This window comes from Deinococcus roseus (assembly GCF_014646895.1).
GTDB classification, from domain to species: Bacteria; Deinococcota; Deinococci; order Deinococcales; family Deinococcaceae; genus Deinococcus_C; species Deinococcus_C roseus.
Genome location: NZ_BMOD01000020.1, coordinates 70,794 through 89,290, shown reverse-complemented (window position 1 = coordinate 89,290; position 18,497 = coordinate 70,794). Strand labels below are relative to the sequence as shown.

At 56.6% G+C, this 18,497-nt stretch carries 18 protein-coding genes; 9 read left to right on the top strand and 9 right to left on the bottom strand.

Annotation, left to right across the window (positions count from 1 at the left end):
* Window positions 1–906: alpha-amylase family glycosyl hydrolase (locus IEY52_RS19835; protein WP_268239741.1), on the top strand; the 906-nt coding region annotated here is incomplete at its 5' end.
* Window positions 907–973: 67 nt separating this feature from the next.
* Here IEY52_RS19835 and IEY52_RS19830 read toward each other — a convergent pair.
* From IEY52_RS19830 to IEY52_RS19810, 5 genes are all read right to left on the bottom strand, one after another.
* The gene (locus IEY52_RS19830; protein ID WP_189005757.1) at window positions 974–2,404 is read right to left on the bottom strand and encodes an FAD-binding oxidoreductase; all 1,431 of its coding nucleotides are present in this window, start codon (window positions 2,402–2,404) and stop codon (window positions 974–976) included.
* 166 nt (window positions 2,405–2,570) lie between these two features.
* The gene (locus tag IEY52_RS19825; RefSeq protein ID WP_189005755.1) at window positions 2,571–2,795 is read right to left on the bottom strand and encodes an MbtH family protein; all 225 of its coding nucleotides are present in this window, start codon (window positions 2,793–2,795) and stop codon (window positions 2,571–2,573) included.
* Between the two features lie 78 nt (window positions 2,796–2,873).
* A complete protein-coding gene (locus IEY52_RS19820) occupies window positions 2,874–3,575 on the bottom strand; it encodes a class I SAM-dependent methyltransferase (protein WP_189005749.1) in 702 nt (233 codons plus the stop codon).
* A gap of 21 nt (window positions 3,576–3,596) precedes the next feature.
* A complete protein-coding gene (locus tag IEY52_RS19815) occupies window positions 3,597–5,099 on the bottom strand; it encodes a YifB family Mg chelatase-like AAA ATPase (RefSeq protein WP_189005748.1) in 1,503 nt (500 codons plus the stop codon).
* Between the two features lie 22 nt (window positions 5,100–5,121).
* Entirely contained in the window at window positions 5,122–7,029 is a 1,908-nt protein-coding gene (locus IEY52_RS19810) for a serine/threonine-protein kinase (RefSeq protein ID WP_229684879.1), read from the bottom strand.
* Window positions 7,030–7,059: 30 nt separating this feature from the next.
* On the opposite strand from IEY52_RS19810, the gene IEY52_RS19805 reads away from it, so the two are divergent.
* Window positions 7,060–7,320, top strand: a complete 261-nt coding sequence (locus IEY52_RS19805; RefSeq protein WP_189005747.1) for a hypothetical protein — start codon at window positions 7,060–7,062, stop codon at window positions 7,318–7,320.
* Between the two features lie 82 nt (window positions 7,321–7,402).
* Entirely contained in the window at window positions 7,403–8,332 is a 930-nt protein-coding gene (locus IEY52_RS19800; RefSeq protein WP_189005746.1) for a metallophosphoesterase, read from the top strand.
* A gap of 209 nt (window positions 8,333–8,541) precedes the next feature.
* On the opposite strand, the gene glyA is transcribed toward IEY52_RS19800, so the two are convergent.
* Window positions 8,542–9,756: a serine hydroxymethyltransferase gene (glyA, locus tag IEY52_RS19795; protein ID WP_189005745.1), complete on the bottom strand. Its 1,215-nt coding sequence runs from the start codon at window positions 9,754–9,756 to the stop codon at window positions 8,542–8,544.
* A 361-nt stretch (window positions 9,757–10,117) separates the two neighbouring features.
* Here glyA and IEY52_RS19790 point away from each other — a divergent pair, with 361 nt between their 5' ends.
* Window positions 10,118–10,585 carry a tellurite resistance TerB family protein gene (locus IEY52_RS19790; RefSeq protein WP_229684878.1) on the top strand — a complete coding sequence of 156 codons (468 nt, stop codon included), beginning with the start codon at window positions 10,118–10,120 and terminating at the stop codon, window positions 10,583–10,585.
* Window positions 10,586–10,594: 9 nt separating this feature from the next.
* Here IEY52_RS19790 and IEY52_RS19785 read toward each other — a convergent pair whose 3' ends face one another.
* A complete protein-coding gene (locus IEY52_RS19785) occupies window positions 10,595–11,671 on the bottom strand; it encodes a potassium channel family protein (protein ID WP_189005741.1) in 1,077 nt (358 codons plus the stop codon).
* A gap of 147 nt (window positions 11,672–11,818) precedes the next feature.
* Here IEY52_RS19785 and IEY52_RS19780 point away from each other — a divergent pair, with 147 nt between their 5' ends.
* The gene (locus IEY52_RS19780) at window positions 11,819–12,274 is read left to right on the top strand and encodes a DUF5680 domain-containing protein (RefSeq protein ID WP_189005739.1); all 456 of its coding nucleotides are present in this window, start codon (window positions 11,819–11,821) and stop codon (window positions 12,272–12,274) included.
* 3 nt (window positions 12,275–12,277) lie between these two features.
* On the opposite strand, the gene IEY52_RS19775 is transcribed toward IEY52_RS19780, so the two are convergent.
* Window positions 12,278–12,919 carry a hypothetical protein gene (locus tag IEY52_RS19775; protein WP_189005737.1) on the bottom strand — a complete coding sequence of 214 codons (642 nt, stop codon included), beginning with the start codon at window positions 12,917–12,919 and terminating at the stop codon, window positions 12,278–12,280.
* A 211-nt stretch (window positions 12,920–13,130) separates the two neighbouring features.
* Here IEY52_RS19775 and IEY52_RS19770 point away from each other — a divergent pair, with 211 nt between their 5' ends.
* From IEY52_RS19770 to IEY52_RS19760, 3 genes are all read left to right on the top strand, one after another.
* Window positions 13,131–14,213, top strand: coding sequence for a glycoside hydrolase family protein (locus IEY52_RS19770; protein WP_189005735.1), 1,083 nt, complete (start codon window positions 13,131–13,133; stop codon window positions 14,211–14,213).
* 256 nt (window positions 14,214–14,469) lie between these two features.
* A protein-coding gene (gene prfB, locus IEY52_RS19765) for a peptide chain release factor 2 (protein WP_189005734.1) occupies window positions 14,470–15,565 on the top strand; the annotation gives its coding sequence in 2 pieces (ribosomal slippage) (window positions 14,470–14,514 and window positions 14,516–15,565; 1,095 coding nt in all).
* 243 nt (window positions 15,566–15,808) lie between these two features.
* Window positions 15,809–17,041 carry an aminopeptidase gene (locus IEY52_RS19760; protein ID WP_189005732.1) on the top strand — a complete coding sequence of 411 codons (1,233 nt, stop codon included), beginning with the start codon at window positions 15,809–15,811 and terminating at the stop codon, window positions 17,039–17,041.
* On the opposite strand, the gene IEY52_RS19755 is transcribed toward IEY52_RS19760, so the two are convergent.
* On the bottom strand, window positions 17,038–17,283 hold the full coding sequence (locus IEY52_RS19755; protein WP_189005730.1) for a hypothetical protein: 246 nt from the start codon (window positions 17,281–17,283) through the stop codon (window positions 17,038–17,040). The genes IEY52_RS19760 and IEY52_RS19755 overlap by 4 nt on opposite strands.
* 63 nt (window positions 17,284–17,346) lie before the next feature.
* On the opposite strand from IEY52_RS19755, the gene IEY52_RS19750 reads away from it, so the two are divergent.
* Window positions 17,347–18,486, top strand: a complete 1,140-nt coding sequence (locus IEY52_RS19750; protein WP_229684882.1) for an MFS transporter — start codon at window positions 17,347–17,349, stop codon at window positions 18,484–18,486.
* Window positions 18,487–18,497: the final 11 nt, after the last annotated feature.

Here is an 18,497-nt window from a genome sequence, read left to right as displayed (position 1 = left end):
GCAAAACATGTGCCCCTCAACTACTGGTCTTCCAGCTGGATTCCTGGCATCAATGCGGCCCGTCCCAACACCTTCACGCTGGGCGAGGTGTTCCTGGAGAACGACTCCAACCAGCTGAAACCCTACCTGGATGCAGGCTTTGACTCCACCTTCAACTTCCCGCTCAGAAAAGCCATCGTGGACAGCGTGGGCAAGGCAGGAAGCCTGGACATTCTGGCAGGCAAGGTGCAGGATTACGTGGGCAACCTGGGCATCAACCGCGCACTGTTGCAGGTCAGCTTCCTGGACAACCACGACGTGCAGCGCTTCATCAACGAACCTGGTTTCGGTGTGGCCGAAAACGAAATCCGTGCCCGCTACTCCATGGGTCTGGGCCTGATCTTCACCCTCCCTGGTATTCCGCAGATCTACTACGGAGACGAACTGGGTGTTTATGGCGGTGGCGACCCCGACAACCGCAAAGACATGCCCTCCTGGTCCTGGACCGATGCAGGCAGAAACGCCACCCAGAGCGGTTACCTGGCAGGCGGCGGCAACGCCAAGACCACTTTTGATTTCATCAAGAAACTCGCCACCCTGCGCACCGGCAACGAGGCCCTCTGGAAAGGCGGTTACGCCGAAATGTGGCGTCCCAACGGCGGAAACAATGTGTACGCCTTCTACCGCGGCAACAACCTGAACAACCGCTTTGTGGTGGTGGTCAACAACGGCACCGGGGCTTCTGGCAACATCCCCCTCAACATCAATGCCAACACCGCCATTCCCGCCACCGATCGGGGTTACATGGCAAGCGCCACCTATGACGATCAGGCCGGACGCGGCGCACCTGCCACCGTCACAGCAAGCGGCGGAACGCTGAACGTGAACCTGCCCGCCAAGAGCATCGCCATCTACAAAGCCCGCTGAACCCAACAACAATCCAGAACAGCAAAATCCCCCGACCACATGAGCCGGGGGATTTTTTGATGGGCGTTTACAAATGGGTGGGAATGCTCTGTGGGAACTTGAAGAAGTTTTCGGGGTCATACTGCTTCTTCACATCCACCAGACGGGGCAGATTGCCTGCGTAGTAGGCTTTCAGGTAATCCTTGATGTAGTGGTCCACGTAATTGACGTAGGCCCCCACCGTGTAAGGCAACATGGCCACCCGGAATTCCTCGGCCCAGGCGATGGTTTTCATGCCGTCCTGGGGAGCAGTCCAGTAGGCATCAAACTGGATCACAAAAGTGGCATCCCGGTAATACATGGCGGTGGCATCTTTGGGTACCCGGTTGACCGCCCCACCGGCACCCAGCAGTTGCAGCATGGAAGGCTGACTGGGAGCGCTGGACAGCAAAGGCACGGCTTCCAGGTGTTTTTTCATGAGCTGGATGGTTTCCAGAGACAGAATCTGGTTCACGATGCCAGAGCTGCTCTTGAAGATCTGCTGGTCGGTGTGGGGATTGATGTTGCCCACCGGAGAAATCGGATTGAGGCCCAGCATCACCCGCGTGGCCATGATGGCAGGCAGGGTCTGGATGTTGATGGAGATGGGTGGGATCTGCAACATGGGGGCCAGCAGTTCCTGAATTCTGGGCAGTTCCAGATCGCTGTCCGGGGTGTACTGTCCGTACAGTTTGACAATCTTGGGGGCCTGCTGGGAAACAGTGTGTGGCACGGCCAGCATCAGGATGCTGGAGATGCTGTCGTCGGTGGTGGGGGCCCAGTGCTGGAAAGCGTCCACCACGGCTTCAAAAGCCTCCCACAGGTAGTTCACTTCAAAGAGCACCACAGTGCCAATTTCATGCACCTTGAAGGTGAACTCGGTGGCAATGCCAAAGTTGCCCCCTCCCCCACCCCGGCAGGCCCAGTAGAGGTTGGGGTTTTCGGTTTCGTTCGCGACCAGCAGGTTACCGTGGGCATCCACCACCTTGACTTCCAGCAGGTTGTCGCACATCAGGCCCCACTTGCGGGAGGTCACGCCAAAACCGCCCCCCAGGGTCAGTCCGGCCAGTCCCACAGAGGCTCCAGTGGCTCCGGGCAGGGTCACACCCACCTCGCCCAGCGCCTCGTACATGTCCACCATGGCAATGCCCGCTCCGATGGTGGCAGTGCCTGCATCTCTGGACACCCGCACAGAATCCAGTTCGCTGACATCAATGACCACGCCACCCTTGACCAGTGAGGAGTACGCCTCGTAGTTGTGGCGCCCAGCACGCACCCGGAAAGGCAGATGGTTTTCACGCACATACTTGATGGCATTCTGCACATCACCTGTATCCTGACAGAACACCACCGTGATGGGTTCCTGGCGGTCATAAGGGGCCCAGGCTGCAAAGCCTTCGCGGGCCTCGTTCCAGCCGGGATCTTTGGGGGGGAGGACGCGTCCGGTGAGTTGTGCTTTGGCGGTCAGTTGCTGGGTCATGAATGGCCTTTCCGCACAGTCAGGCTGTGCCGCTCAGTGAAGTCAAAATCAGACAAAGATGTGCTGCAAGTTTATCCCACACAAAAAAATGGGCGCATCCCTGATTTCGGGATGCACCACTAGGGGTTTTCAGGTATTGTCACTGCAGGTGTGACCCCTCAGAGGATCATTGCTGTTGCAGGCGTTCCAGTTCTTCCATTTTCTGGCGCAAACTGAGGGGACGCATGTCAATCCAGATCTCCTCAATGTGCTTCAGACAATCTGCTTTCAGGCCATGAAACCCTGTGTCCAACCAGCCCAACGGCAATTCCCGGTCTGCAGGCCAGATGCTGTACTGTTCTTCGCCATTCACCACCACCATGTAAAGGGTGTTGTCTTCACGCTCATCCATGTTTGGGCCTCCCTGAATCCATGGTAGCCACATCCCCAAAATGGTGACTCAGGGAAAACCCCAGCCAGAATGTTTCCGTCAGCTGTGATGGGCCACCCAGATGCCTCTGGACATGAAGCTGTACGGCTCAAACTTCGCTTTCAGACCTGCTTTTGTGAAGGCCTGCTGCATCTCTGCAGGAGAAAACAGACCCAGCACATGCTCCTCCTGATGAAAATCAATGCCCTGGGGGGTGCCAATCATGTAATGGAATTTGATGATGCTCTGGTTGCCTCTGCGCTCAGGGATGTGCATGCGGCAGACCTTGATGTTGCGCAGCATCACCTCCCGGACATGCACACTGGGCGGATCGGTCACGAACTCCTGGGGGGTCAACCAGGGTTCCACCAGCACCACCCCTCCGGGGGCCAGGTGCCGTTTGAAATGGTTCAGGGTGGCCTGCAGGCGTTCCAGGGTCTGCACATATCCGATGCTGCTGAACAGGCACAGGATCACATCGAATTTCTTGCCCACCTCAAAATCCGTGAGGTCTCCAACAAAGACGCGGGCCTGGGGTGCATTTTTGCGGGCGATCTCCACCATGTTGGGGTCCAGATCAAAAGCTTCGGCCTGAAAGTCCGTGAAATATTTCAGGTGACCTCCGGTCCCACAGGCCCCTTCCAGCAGGCGTTTTCCGCCGTTGCCATGCTGTCTGATCAGCTTCTGGACCAGAAAAGCCTCGGTATGGTAATCCTTGAAACTGTGGATGGCGTCGTAGAACTCAGCAGTCTTGGAGTACATCAGTGTTCAGTATAAAGGCTACTACACCACTTCCAGGGCTTTCGGGCGGTAAGCCACAGCTTCTGCCACATGCACCTGCTGGAGGTCTTCACTGCCTGCAAGGTCGGCAATGGTGCGGGCCACCCGGAGCAGGCGGTCATATCCCCGTGCAGTCAGAGAAAGTTGCTGGCTGACCGCCATCAGGAAGGCAGCAGCATCGGGTTTGAGCTGCGTCACTTCCCTGAGTTTCTGGCCCACCAGAACAGCATTGCGCTGCCCCTGACGGCTGTGCATCAGGGTTCTGGCCCTGTTGATTCTCTCCCGAACAGCTGTGCTTTTTTCGCCTTCTGGAGCACGGTTCAGTTCTTCGATGGTGAGCCTGGGCACCGTGACCACCAGATCAATGCGGTCCAGCAAGGGGCCAGAGATGCGGGAGACATAACGGGAACGCTCTGCAGGCGTGCAGGTGCAGGGTTTTTCAGAGTCGCCTGCCCATCCGCAAGGACAGGGGTTCATGGCGGCCACCAGCTGAAAACGGGCCGGGTAGGTCACGCTGGCCCTGGCCCGCGAAATCTGCACGATGCCATCTTCCAGGGGTTGCCTGAGGGTTTCCAGGCTCTTGCGGTTGAACTCTGGGAATTCATCCAGAAAGAGGATTCCATGGTGGGCAAGGCTGACCTCTCCGGGTTTGGGGATGCTGCCTCCCCCAATCAGGCCAGCATCACTGACGGTGTGGTGGGGCGCACGGAAAGGCGGGCGGGTGATCAGGCCTCTGGCCCCCAGTTGCCCTGCTGCACTGTGAATGCGGGTGACTTCCAGCGCTTCTTCATCGGTCAAGAGGGGAAGCAGGCTGGTGGCCCTTCTGGACAGCATGGTCTTGCCACTTCCCGGACTGCCAATCATCAACAGGTTGTGGCCTCCGGCAATGGCAATTTCCAGGGTTCTCTTGGCCTGGGTCTGACCCTTGATGTCACTGAGGCAGAGCAGTGTGCTTTCCAGGTCTTCCCGCTCGGGTCTGGGACTGGGAGCAAGCGGATGGGTACCCTTGAGGTGGTTGAGGGCTTCCAGCAAGGTGTTTGGAGCGTACACCTCCAGACCCTCAATCAGTGCGGCTTCTGCGGCATTGAGGGAAGGCAGCAGGACTTTTCTGTTCTGGCTGCGGGCCAAAAGTGCCATGTTGATCATGCCAGGAACCGCCCGCAAACTGCCATCCAGGGCCAGTTCTCCCGCCACCAGGTATTCATCCAGGGCATTCTGGGGCACCAGACCCTGCGCCACCAGCAAGCCCAGAGCGAGGGGCAAATCAAAAAGAGGGCCTTCCTTGCGCAAATCTGCAGGGGCCAGATTCACCGTGATGCGTGAAATGGGAAAAGGCAGGCCGCTGTTGCGCAAAGCTGCACGGACCCGTTCACGGGATTCAGAAACGGCCTGGTCGGGCAGGCCCACCAGATTGAAAGCAGGCATGCCGGGGGAAACATCCACCTCGACGGTCACTGCAAGAGCATCCACACCAATCAATGAAACGCTTGAAATCTGAGCCAACATGCCCACATTGTACGGGCGGGTTTCAGCGAAATGCGGTGAGCGTGCCATCCATGAATGCCACGTAAAGGGTGGCATCCGTGAGCAGAGGGGTGGCCTGAATGCCACTGGCGGTCTTGACCTTCCAGACCACATCTCCGGTTTTTTCGTTTAGGGCAAGCAGATCTCCGTCTTCGCTGGCAACGTAAATCAAACCCGAGGAGACCACCGGACTGGCGGTGATGCGGGATCCCACCGAGCAGGTCCATAGGTCATCGCCCGTGTGCAAATCCAGGGCATACAACTTACCTGCCCAGGACCCCATGTACACCCTCCCATCGTGCACTGCAGGGCTGCACCAGACCTCCCCTTCCAGGTCGTAAGTCCACTCCAGCACGTCTTGCGGATCGGGCATGTACCTGCCGTTCTGCAAAGTGAGCTTTAAAGCATGCAACTCTCCTTCCCAGGTGGGAACCAGCAGCATCAGGTGCTCTCTGGAAATGGGAGCGGCCACTGGCGTGGCATGCACACTGCTGAGTTGCAGCTTCCAGAGGGATTTTCCACTGACCGCATCCAGACCGTACACCCAGCCTTCCTCATCGGCCAGCATGATGGTGCTCGCCCAGACGGTGGGGCTGCCAGCAAGCGGCGACTGTGTTTTGAAAGCCCACTTCATCACCCCGGTTTTTTCCTGCAGGGCGTGCAAATGGCCATCCCTGGCCGCCACAAAGTACAGATCTCCAAAACGGGTGGGGGCTGTGGTGATTTCGCTTCTGGCCTGGTGCCGCCAGTGTTCCACCCCGGTGCGCACATCCACCGAACGCACCACCCCATCCCAGGAGCCGTACACCAGACGGTCTCCTTCCAGGGTGACGGGAGCAGTCACCTCGTCTCTGGCTCCGTATTCGGCGTGTTTGCGGCCTGTGTGCTCATAAACGGCCACGGTGCCTTTTCGGGTGCCCACAGCAACGAAGTCCCGGTCTCCAATCACTGCAGATGGCCAGGACACATCTGTTCCCAGGCGCACCGACCAGAGGGATTTGAGGGGGCGGGTGAAAGTGGGGCCACCTGGGTGATACCCTGCACGGGCGAGTCCTCCCCGGTACTGACCAGGGATGGTGTTCCTGAGCAGGTTTTCTCTGGCCTCCTCAATGACTGCAATGGCACTGGCTCCACTCATGGGGCGCTTCTTGGGATCTTTTTCCAGGAACTTCATCACTGCATCGGCCAGGGGTTCAGGCACCGCTGGATTCACCTGAGAAGGATGGAGGGGTTCCTCGTAGACGTGCTGGTACAGCACCGCCTGATCGTTGTCTCCGGCAAACGGCACCTGTCCGGTGAGCGCGCGGTACATCACCGCCCCAAACGCATAAATGTCCGAGTGTGGCCCGACCATGCCCCCTCTGGCCTGCTCGGGGGCCATGTAATGGGGGGTGCCCAGCGTATATCCCGTGCGGGTGAGGTCGCGGGTCACGTCCTGCGAGGCATATACCAGCCCGAAATCCATGATTCTGGGCAAACCGTCCATGCCAAACAGGATGTTGTGTGGGGTGAGGTCCCGGTGGATCATCCCCTTCTCGTGCATGTATTCCAGACCGTACAGCACAGCACGGGTCACCCGGAAGAAGCGCTCAAAGGATTCCGGAGTGGCTTCCAGGGGTCCGACCTCATGGAAAGCCCCTCCGCCCAGCAATTGCATGGTGAAAAAAAGCCGTCTGTCCTCGGTGTGTCCCAGATCGTAAATGCTCACCACATTGGGATGGGTCATGCGGGCCAGCGTGCGAATTTCCCGTTCAAAACGGTGCCGGTCTGCCGGAATCACATAATCGTGCAGGACTTTGACGGCCACCTCGCGCCCCAGGTTGTGGTCCAGGGCACGGTACACCATGGCACTGCCACCCTCTCCGATGCAGGCCTGCAATTGGTAACGGACTGGGAGGTGTATGGACTCCACCCCAACACTATATAAAAAGAATGCCCGTCCATGTGTTTGCTGCAGAGGGATCAGGGAGCGGTCAAGAGTGGTCAAGAAGGGTCAGCCATCAGCCGTCAGCAAAAAGCTTTCCACCAAAAAAAGACCAGCATTCTGAAGGGCTGCCTTCCTGGGAAACATGATGCTGGCCTGACACTTGATGGGCATGCTGTGGGCAGTTCAAAAGGCATCTGCGTTTCACTGCAGTTCAATGAAAAACCGATTCAAGAACCCATTCAGCACCCAACTCAAACAAGCACCTCAACATTTTGACCTGCTCCCAGAGCAGGTTTTTTTCTTTTGTAACTGAGATCTTCCTGACAATGCCATGCTGAAATCGGATCCGAGGTCTGACATGAAAACCCCCCTGATCCACCTGTTCACCCTGAGCATTCTGGCATTCAGCAGCGCGTTTGCAGCCCAGCATTCTTTCATTGCCATTGGCGACATGCCCTACGGCGGCAAACCCGAGGACCACGCCAAATTTCAGCGGGTGATCGACCGCATCAACCAGATCCAGCCCGCATTCACCGTGCACATCGGAGACATCAAGAGCGGATCCACCGTCTGCAGTGACGAGGCCCTCCTGAAGGTCAAAGACATGCTGAACACCATCTCCCCTGCCCTGATCTACACCCCCGGAGACAACGAGTGGACCGACTGCCACCGTGAAAAAGCAGGCAAATTCAACCCTCTGGAACGCCTGGAGTTTGTGCGCAAAAACTTCTTCCAGAACGGCATGAGCCTCGGGGTCAAGCCGGTCAAACTGGAAAGCGAATCTGAGAACAGCCAGTACAGCAAATTCGTGGAAAACACCCGCTGGAACAAAGACGGCGTGCAGTATTTCACCCTGCACATCATTGGCAGCGACAACAACCTGCAGCGCAATCTGGAATCTGCCCAGGAGTACTTCGAGCGCAACGCCGCAAACCTGGCCTGGCTGAAAGACTCCTTCCAGAAAGCCGCCACCAGCAACGCAAAAGCTGTGGTCCTGTTCCTGCAGGCAGACATGCTCAGTGTCTACAGCCCCGGCTTCACCGACACCCTGGCCGAACTGAAAACCCAGGCTGCAGCCTTCAAAAAACCTGTCTTGCTGGTGCACGGCGATTCCCACACCTTCGTGATTGACCGCCCCTTCAACACCGACGCAGACAACACCGTTCCTCAGCTCACCCGCCTGCAAGTGCCGGGAGATGGACGGGTGTACGGCATTCAGGTGAACATTGACACGGAAGATGCCGGGGTGTTCAGTTTCAAGCCTGTGGTGGTGCTGGAAAACCAGTAAGCTGCCGAGAGCCGAGAGCCGAGAGCCGAGAGCCGAGAGCAAGGTAAATTCTAAGATCTAGAAAATCAAGCGTTTATCAGCAGTGATCCTTACAGATGAAAAAGCAATTCTGACCAAAGACCAAACCCCCCATGTCTCAAAACATGGGGGGTTTGGTTTCATGCTGCTGGCCCGAAGTCTTTTGCCCTCGGCCCTCGGCTCTCGGCCTCTTAAGGCAGGGGGAACTTGCTCGCAAACGCATGCACGTCTGCCTTCACATCTTCACCCTTGAGGGCACGGTCCACCAGAACAGCGATGGTCACCATGTCTGATTCTTTCAGGCCACGGGTGGTCAGCGCAGGGGTGCCCAGACGGATGCCGCCCCCGTGCATGATCTTCTCGGTGTCGTATGGGAGGGTGGATTTGGAGATGGTGATGTGGTTGGCATCCAGCAGCTTGGTGGCTTTGGTGCCGTTGATGCCCTGGGGGCGCAAATCCAGAATAAACAGGTGGTTGTCGGTGCCGCCACTGACCACACGGTAGCCCAGTTTCACGAATTCATTGGAGAGGGCCTGGGCGTTTTTGATGATCTGGGCAGCGTATTCTTTGAATTCGGGCTGCAGGGCCTCATTGAAGGACACAGCTTTGGCGGCAATCACGTGCTCCAGAGGGCCACCCTGGTAGCCAGGGAACACAGCACGGTCAATCTTGGCTCCGAGTTCGGCGTCACGGCTGAAGATCACGCCACCACGGGGGCCACGCAGGGTTTTGTGGGTGGTGCTGGTGACCACGTGGGCGTAAGGAACGGGATTGGGGTGCAGTCCAGCAGCCACCAGTCCAGCGATGTGGGCGATGTCGCAGAACAGGTAGGCCCCGACTTCTTCTGCAATCTTGCCAAAAGCTTCAAAGTCGATGGTGCGGGAGTAGGCACTGGCACCCGCAATGATCATTCTGGGTTTGTGCTCCAGGGCCAGACGGCGCACTTCTTCCATGTCGATGGTTTCGGTGTTGGGGTCCACCTTGTAGGCCACCATGCTGTAACTGATGCCGGAGAAGTTGGCCTTGTTGCCGTGGGTGAGGTGTCCCCCGTGGGAGAGGTCCATGCCCAGCACGGTATCCCCTTCCTGCAACAGAGCCTTGTACACGGCGAGGTTGGCGCTGGAACCGGAGTGGGGTTGCACGTTGGCCCAGGCTGCACCGAAGAGTTCCTTGATGCGGTCAATGGCGAGTTGCTCGACCTGGTCCACGACTTCGCAGCCGCCGTACCAGCGCTTGCCGGGGTAACCCTCGGCGTATTTGTTGGTGAGGACGCTTCCGGCAGCCTCTCTGACTGCGGCGGAAACAAAGTTTTCGGAGGCGATCAGTTCCAGTCCGTGGATCTGTCTCTGGCGTTCCTGCTCGATGAGTTCAAAGATCTTGGTGTCTCTTACGGTGGTCTGCGTCATGCCTCAATGCTAACACGAAATAATCGTATAATCGTATACCGTCTAGACCTCAGAACCCCTGTTATCGGGAAAAACCCGCCCCGAAACAGCTTTGTTACTCTTGAGTCTTGCAGACCCACTGCGGGTTTGCTGAGCTGTCACCCCTGTTCGATCACACGCAAACCGAAAGTGAAAACGTACAATGTGTAAGGATAACGTGACATGGGAAGCCGCACCACCGTCAGCAGAAACGCTGCACAGGTTTTCCCGGCCATTCATCAGGCCATGCATTTTCACTTTGCTCCATTCACGTGTTGTCTGCAGAAAGGGCTGATAAAAAATGGGTTTATTTGATCTCTTCCGTGGCGATAAAGGCGAAACCATGACCCCCCACCTGGCCTTTGCAGTGTCCATGATTTACATGATGGCCGCAGATGGCGAATTCCAGAACGAAGAGGTCGGGCACCTGCTCTCCGTGCTGGGCGGCGAATCCGAAAATGGTGTGATCAGCGTGGGCTACAACAACCGGCAACTGCTGGACAAAGCTTTCAAATACGCTCAGAAAAACAGCGTGCAGGACTTTGTGCAACAGGCCGCACCCATCCTGACGGATGCCCAGAAAATCTGCATCCTCACCAACCTGGCAGATTCCCTGCTCTCAGACGGCAAAATTCACCCTGCAGAACAGCGCATGTTCGATTACATGCTGGCTGGTTTCAGCGTCAGTGAGCAGATCTTCCGGCCCTACTTTCAGGTGCTGGCCATCAAGAACGACCGCAGCGTCTTCACCAACCAGAGCCATCCCTACAACAGCCCTGGTCACAGTGTGGATCTCACCAAGATGAACTGATCACGGACATCAGGGAACCCGCAATTCCAGCCCTGAAAAGCCCGGATAACCAAACAGCACCCGAATGGTGTGGCAGGGGATTTCCCACCCCTGTCGCATGGTGTTGTAGATGTTCCAGGCCTCCTCGGGATCCCGGAGCTCAACCCCTGCCCTTTCCAGCTCCTGCCTGACATGGTCAAAATGCATTTTTCGGTTCTGGCTGGCCTCAGGATGCAATTCCACCACCCCTCCAAACTTGCGGGCCAGGGCTTCAAAATAGCCTCTGGTGAGCCTTTCTGTTCCAGCGGTCACCAGCCCATTGGCCAGACTGGGGTAGGCCTCTGGAGACAGCACCGAACGGCAGAGCGTGGTGAGTTCCAGCACCTCGGTCAGGGCCATGGGGAGGGCCATGTCATCGGGTTCATGAAAGTAATTCAGCAGGGTGTACTGCTGCTCTGCCATCAGGACCTCTGAGAGTTTGGTCCCGATGTCTGCCAGCCAGTTGGTGAGTTCCTCAATGCAATTGGCTGTGACCGCCGTGATCACCACATCCACAGGCCTGAAACCATCTGATTTGCCCAGAAAACGGTGGATCTCGTAGGCCAGGGCCGTCACCCTGCCCAGAGCAGCATAGAAAGACAGCAAATAGGTCACGGCAATGCTGATCAGGATGAAGCCGCTTCCTGCAGCCACCACCGACAGGATGCGCATGTTGCCATCTGTAGGCACAATGTCTCCGACACCCAGGGTGGTCACACTGTACCCACTGACGTACACGGCGGTGATCCAGTTGGAGGGGGAATGTGTGCCATGGTGAAACCCTGCAGCGTATGGATAAAAAATCAGGGCAAAACCCAGCCAGAGCAGCAAGGCCCAAACCAGCACAGTCACCACCACCAGCATGGGACCCAATCTGGACAGCCTTCTTCTGGCTTTCTGGGTGCCTGCATTGTTCAGTCGGTGCCAGAGTTTCCAGAACAGGTGGTGGCTGTTCTGGGTGAAGGGTCCCGACAGGCCTCTGGGAATGAACACCGTGGCAAACACGTCCCAGGCCAGCAAAAAAAGAAGAATGGCTCCCAGCAGAGGATAAAAGTTGTGCATCGTCATTTGACCCTTCTGTATTGTTCAGGAGCCTGCCCTGTTTTTCTGTGAGGTGGGTTATCAGTGCGCTTTCATGGGGGTGGGTTCCCCTGAAGCAAACGTTAAGCCATCTGGCCTATTACGTTCCTTTCATAAACACCTACCATAACTTACATGAATCTGGAAACGTTTATTGTGCAGGCCAAAATGCACAGCTGCGCAGGAAACGGCAGGAAAAGCCTCTCCTACCGTCCCTGCTCCCATGACCTGCAATACCAGAACGGAGATTACACCTACCTCGACAGTTATTTCGGAGGACGGGATTTTCTGGGCCAGGAGGTGGTCTATTACCGCCACAACCCCATCTGGGCCATGAATTACTACGGACGCATCATCAAACCTGACCTGCTCACCCCGGCAGAAGCAGCTTCCATCATCAAAACCGCCCTGACTGAGCTTTATCAGGAAGAACGCTTTCTGGGCGGCTTCAAATGCCACCACATCTGGGGCCTGTACATCGACACCAACGCTGGAAGTTATGAAGGTTTTACAGGATACGAATGGATCGAAGTGCAGGGGGTCAAAGCCTACGAACTGCATTACCACGGGGGCATCATCCGACACGAGTGAGGGTCAATCCTGCCAGCATTCTTGCCATCCTCTGGGAATCAGTTGTTCACCCTCAAATTTCAGCCAGGTGAAACAGCCTTCAGTGCTCTTCCAGATGGTTTCATCAATGAGATCACCACCCCATTCTGGGACCCAACTGATCAGGATGTTTTCATTCCACCTGTTGCCTGTTGTGTACTGCAAGGCGACCCAGGTGTCCCAGGGTGGAAGATCGTAACCATTGATGTACCCAAAACTGACCTCTGCAAGTGAACCATCCAGAAAAGTCGCATCAAGTGCAAAAGCCAGCATGGATCTGGGTCTCTGCAACTCCTGCTTTGCCCAGTTCAGATCTGCAGTTAAAATTGGTTGGGACAGCAAAGCCCTTCTGGCCTGCAAGAAATCTGGAAAATTCCCTACAGTGAGCGAATCTGGAAGCCCACCACCCGAGACCTTTCCTGCTGCCTGCCTGAGCTTTTCACTTCTGTAGAGGGGCCTCAGGGTTTGAGTTTCCATTTGTGGAGTAAAACCATCTTCCCAAATTGCGTAACCTCGTTCATCTCTCGGATAAAACTTTCTGCGTTCAATCTCCTCTGGCGTGATCACAGGCCCGTGTTCCCGGATGAACACCAGGGTTTCCGCCAGATTTTGAATCAAATCATCCATGTTCATTGTCTTCAGGTTAGCAGAGGCTGTCAGGCCCACCACAGAAAAACCCGTCAAATATTGAACAAAAATTGTGTTTCTGGGGTCCACCCGATAGAGTAAAACATCCGCAGAAAATCCCAGAGCCTCTGCCCCACCTGCACCCCATTGTGCTGAGAAGTGGGTCCTTGCCAGACCAGAACCCATTGCATTCTGGTTCCAGGAGAAACACATGAAATTGATCCAAAAAACCATTGCGCTGTCCCTGCTGGGCCTCTCCCTGATGGTGGGGTGCAACCAGCCATCCAGTTCCAGCCTCTCTGGAACCCCTGCAAGCACCAGTCAGGTGATTGAAAAATCTGCACTGGCCGGATTTCCCACCTTCACCTACCAGAAGGTGATTGCCAGCCCTGTAAGCTGGCCTGCTGCTGGCCCGGACACCACCTACAACGAGTTCATTTTTCCCTCGGTGATCAAGGCCAGCAATTACTTTGCCAACCCCCTGGGCACCTACTACATGTATTACGCGCCCCACAATGCTCCAGCAGGGATTTATCTGGCCTACTCCAACAACCTGAACGGTCCCTGGACCCGCTATTCAGACCTGCCGATCATCACAAGGGAGTGGATGACCCAGGTGACAGGCAGCACCAAAACCATCAGCCACATCTCCTCTCCCCATGCCATCTGGGTGCCAGACGAGACCACCAGCAGCAAACTCTACCTGTACCTGCACGGCGAGAACACCGACACCCGTCTGGTCAAATCTGCTGACGGCATTCACTTCACTTACGACAAAACCGTGATTTCCACTTCTGGCACGTATAAAAAGATTGATGGTCTGTCCGAGGTGTCCTATGCCAGGGTTTACAGGTACACCATCCCGAGCAAAGGCAACAAATACATCATGCTGCTGATGGGCAACAACGGGGGCACCCGCAAGATTTACCTGTGCTGGTCGGGAGAGGCGAGAAACTGGCGCTGCCAGAACAATGCCCTGATCACCCCCAACAGTGCTGAAAGCGGTGGGGCCTTTGACGGTCCTCAGGTTTCAGGCCCGGCCTTCTTCCCCTGGAAAGGCAAATATTACGTGGCTTACCACTCTGGAGCCGGAGACATCCACCTTGCAGAAGTGGGGGCGAATTTCGATCAGGAAAACCACCTGGGCGTGCTGTACGACTCGCTTTCCACCTTCCCTGAATATGGCCGGGCAGGTGCCCCCACCTTCATCACCGAGGGCAGCACCATGTACATGTTCTACGAAATGGGACAGCGAGACAAAACCCGCATTGCCCTGGCGACTGCACCTTTGTAAACAGGGGTCATTGCTGGATGCCAACTTTACAGCAGGACATTTCCCATCTGAGTTCATGAGGTCTGCTTCATGGACCTTCTGCCTTCTGCCTTCTGCCTTCTGCCTTCTGCACTCGGCTCTCGGCTCTCGGCGTTTTGCTTTCAGCCTTCTGCCCCTCCCGGTTTACCTTCTCACGCTGCAGGTCTATACTGATCAGTGCGTTTTTCATGCCGCTTCTGGAACAGAAGACAGGGCAGAAAAGTCAGGGAGGACACCGATGCAAGAGATTCTTGACAAGTTAGCGGCCCTCCGGGAGTATCTTTGACATTCCCGCGAAGGAACGCCGTTTAAGGGAGCTGGAACACGAGCTCTCCAACCCCGAGTTGTGGAACGACCAGAACCGTGCCCGTCAGGTCACGCAGGAATCCAACGCCCTGCGCAAACTGACCACCACCTACAACAGCCTGAAAAGCGATGCTGAAGGCCTCAGCGAAATGCTGGAAATTGCTTCTGCAGAAGAACTTGAAATGCTGCAGGAGGAAGTCACCAGCGTGGAGCAGCGCGTGGATGACCTCTACAAAGAGACCCTGTTCACCATGAAGCACTCGGACACCCCTGCCATCGTGAAAGTGAAATCCGGTGCGGGTGGCACGGAATCCATGGACTGGGCAGGCATGCTGATGCGCATGTTCATCCGCTGGGCCGAGCGCCGGGGCTACAAGGTGGACATCCTGGACATCCAGGAAGGCGAGCAGGCCGGGATTTCCAGTGCGGAATTCATCATCCGGGGCGAGAAAGCCTACGGCATGATGGCCCCCGAGAACGGAGTGCACCGTCTGGTGCGGGTCTCCCCTTTCGACAGCAACAACCGCCGCCACACCAGTTTTGCTTCTGTGGAAGTGGTCCCCGAGGTTCCTGAAGAGGAAATCAACATTGTGATCCCCGACAGTGAAGTGCGGGTGGATGTGTACCGTTCTCAGGGTGCCGGGGGTCAGGGCGTGAACACCACCGACTCCGCCGTCCGGGTGACCCACTTGCCCACGGGAACCATTGTCGCCATTCAGGTGACCCGTTCCCAGATCAAGAACCGCGAGATGGCCTTCCAGATCCTCAAACAGCGCCTCTACGATCAGGAACGCAAGAAGCGCGAGGAAGAAGATGCCAAAGCCCGTGGCGAACAGCGCAAGATCGAGTGGGGCAGCCAGATCCGCTCTTACGTGATGGACAAGCAGTACATCAAGGACCACCGCACAGGCCTGATGAAACACAACCCAGACGATGTCATGGACGGAGATCTGGACGACCTGATGTGGGCTGGCCTGGAATGGCTGGCTGGCAAACGCACTGCAGACGAAGCCGGAGACGACGAGTAAGGTTTCTGGGTTTGAAGTGCCCCTCTGGGAGACTGGGGGGGCATTTTTTATTTGCCGAGAGCCGAGGGCGCAGGGCCGAGGGCTAAAGAACGCTTTTGCTGACGCTTTGCAGATTTGACATGCAGTTGATGCTTTTGCACAGTACGCTCTCGGCTCTCGGCTCTCGGTTCTCGGCTCTCGGTTCTCGGCTCTCGGCGATCTTTCCCACAGCCTTTCTCCCTTCACCTGTTAGGATTAAGCATCATGTTTGAACAGCACATCGAGAACTTCGCAGACATTCTGGTGCAAGTTGGTCTGGGCCTGCAAAAAGGCCAGATGGTTTCCATTTCCAGCCATGTGGGCCTGGAAGACATCACCCGTCTGGTGGTCCAGAAAGCCTACCAGGCCGGGGCAAAACTGGTTGAGGTGGAGTACCGGGATCCCGAATTGCAGCGCATCCGTCTGGAGCATGCAGACCCGGAAACCCTGGATGCCGTCTCGGAGTGGTTTTTTAAGGCAAGACTGGAGTTTCTGGAACGTGGAGGTTCTTTGCTGAACCTTTCCATGAATCGCCCGGACATCTTAAAAGGGCAGGACCAGGAGAAGCTGACCCGCACCACCCGCGCCACCTATCCTTTCATCAAGCCCATCCAGCAGCGCATGATGTCTGACAAAGTTGCATGGTCCCTCAGTGTGATTCCCGATCAGGAGTGGGCCAGCAAGGTCTTCCCTGAGCTCTCTGCAGAGGATGCCCTGACTGCTCTGTGGGACACCATTTTGAAGATTGTGCGTGCAGATCAGGACAACCCTGTAGAGGTCTGGAAGCAGCATGTGAAGTCTCTGCATGACCGCAAAGCCTGGCTGAACCAGCAGAACTTTCAGGCCCTGCGCTTCAAGAATGCCCACACCGACCTGATTGTGGGCCTGGCAAAGGGGCACATCTGGGCGGGCGGCTCGGGTCTGGCCCACGATGGTTTTGAAACAGAATTTGTGGCCAACATCCCCACCGAGGAGGTGTTCACCCTGCCGGACCGCACCCGCATTGATGGAACAGTGCGCAGCACTTATCCTCTGAGTGTGCGTGGGACAGTGATTGACCATTTCACCCTGACTTTCAAAGATGGAAGGGTCACCCACATGGAGGCCAGCAACAACGAGGAAGTGCTGCAGGCCCTCCTCAGCATGGATGAGGGGGCCATGTCCCTTGGTGAAGTGGCCCTGGTGCCCCATTCTTCCCCGATCTCGCAGTTTGGTCGGCCCCTGTACCACGGTCTGTTTGATGAAAACGCAGCCAGCCATGTGGCCCTGGGTGCCGGGTACCGTTTCTGCCTGGAAGGTGGCAGTGAGATGTCCGATGAGCAGTTCCAGAAGGCTGGAGGGAACGTCAGTCAGGTGCACATGGATTTCATGATCGGTTCAAAAGACATGCAGGTCATGGGCATCAAAGCAGATGGTCAGGAAGTTCCTGTGATGCAAAACGGGGAATGGGCTTTTTAAAAATTTGCTGAACCGTCTTCGCTGAAAGCCCGGTACACCAGTGCCCACACCACCAGCATGCTGGGAAGGTACAGCCAGAGCGGCAAATCCCGCTGAATCAGGTGAATGTGCAGGGGAGGCAACCCCAGGGTGCCTTCCAGCATGTTCATGAGCCACAAAAACAGGGGCGGGAGCGTCCAGAGCAAAGCCAGGGCCAGCAAGGCAGGGGGCAGTAAGAATTTCAGGCTGACCGGAAGGCTCATGGTGAAGATTACGCAGCCTTGCTGACATTGGTTGCATGTTCAGACGGTTAACATGGGTCCGTGATGTCTCCTGCCCTGCTGTCTTCCCGTCTGGCCATCAGTGTTTTTTTTGCAGTGACCGGGATTGCCTTCGCCAACTGGGTGGTGCGCATTCCCGATGTGAAAGCTGCCCTGCACCTCTCACCGGGGGTGCTGGGTCTGGCCCTGCTGGGTGGGGCGATTGGGTCTCTGTGCAGCATGGTTTTTGGAGGCTACCTGATGGCCCGGTTTGGCAGCAAATGGGTGAGCACCACCTCTGCCCTGCTGACCTGCCTGTCGGTGATTTTGCCCGGGTACGCTGTGGATGCCTGGACCCTCTTTGGGGCACTTTTTGTGTATGGGGCGTTCAATGGCCTGATGGATGTCTCCATGAACGACCAGGCCGCCCTCAATGAAAAGCAGCTTGGAAAGAGCATCATGAGCTCCTTCCATGGGGTGTTCAGCCTGGGTGGGGTGATCGGGTCGGTGATGGGAGGATGGCTCAGCAGCCAGCACATTCCCGTGGGGCTTCACCTCACCTATGTGGGCCTCTTTCTGGCTGTTGTGGTGTTGCTGGGCAGCCGTTTCCTGATTCCCACCCCTCCCCATCCTGAAGATGCCCATTCAGAACCGGTGTTCATCCGACCTGCGCCTTCGCTGTGGATCATTGGCATCATGGCCTTCTGTGTGATGCTGGGTGAGGGGGGCATGGCCGACTGGAGTTCGGTGTACCTCAGGGAGAACCTGAAAGCCAGCGCAGACCAGAGTGCCACGGGTTACGCGGCTTTTTCGGGCCTGATGATGCTGGGGCGTTTTGTGGGGGACAGCCTGATCAACCGTTTTGGATCTGCACGGGTGGTGGGTTGGGGTGGAGGCATCATGGCAGCAGGTCTGATTCTGGGCCTGCTGGTGAACACCCTGCCTGCTGTGGTGGTGGGTTTTGCCTGTGTGGGCCTGGGGTGCTCTGCCCTCTTTCCCTGCTTTCTGTCCACAGCCAGCCGCAACCCGGACATGCGACCTGCCAGTGCCATCACTGCAGTGTCCACCATGGCCTATTTTGGCTTTCTGGCCGGGCCTCCTGTGCTGGGTCTGTTGGCCGGTCAACTGGGACTGAAAACAGCCCTGCTCCTGATTGCGGCAGCAGGGCTGTTTGTGCTGTTCAACCACCGAAAAGTTCAGGCCTGAATCTCACACGT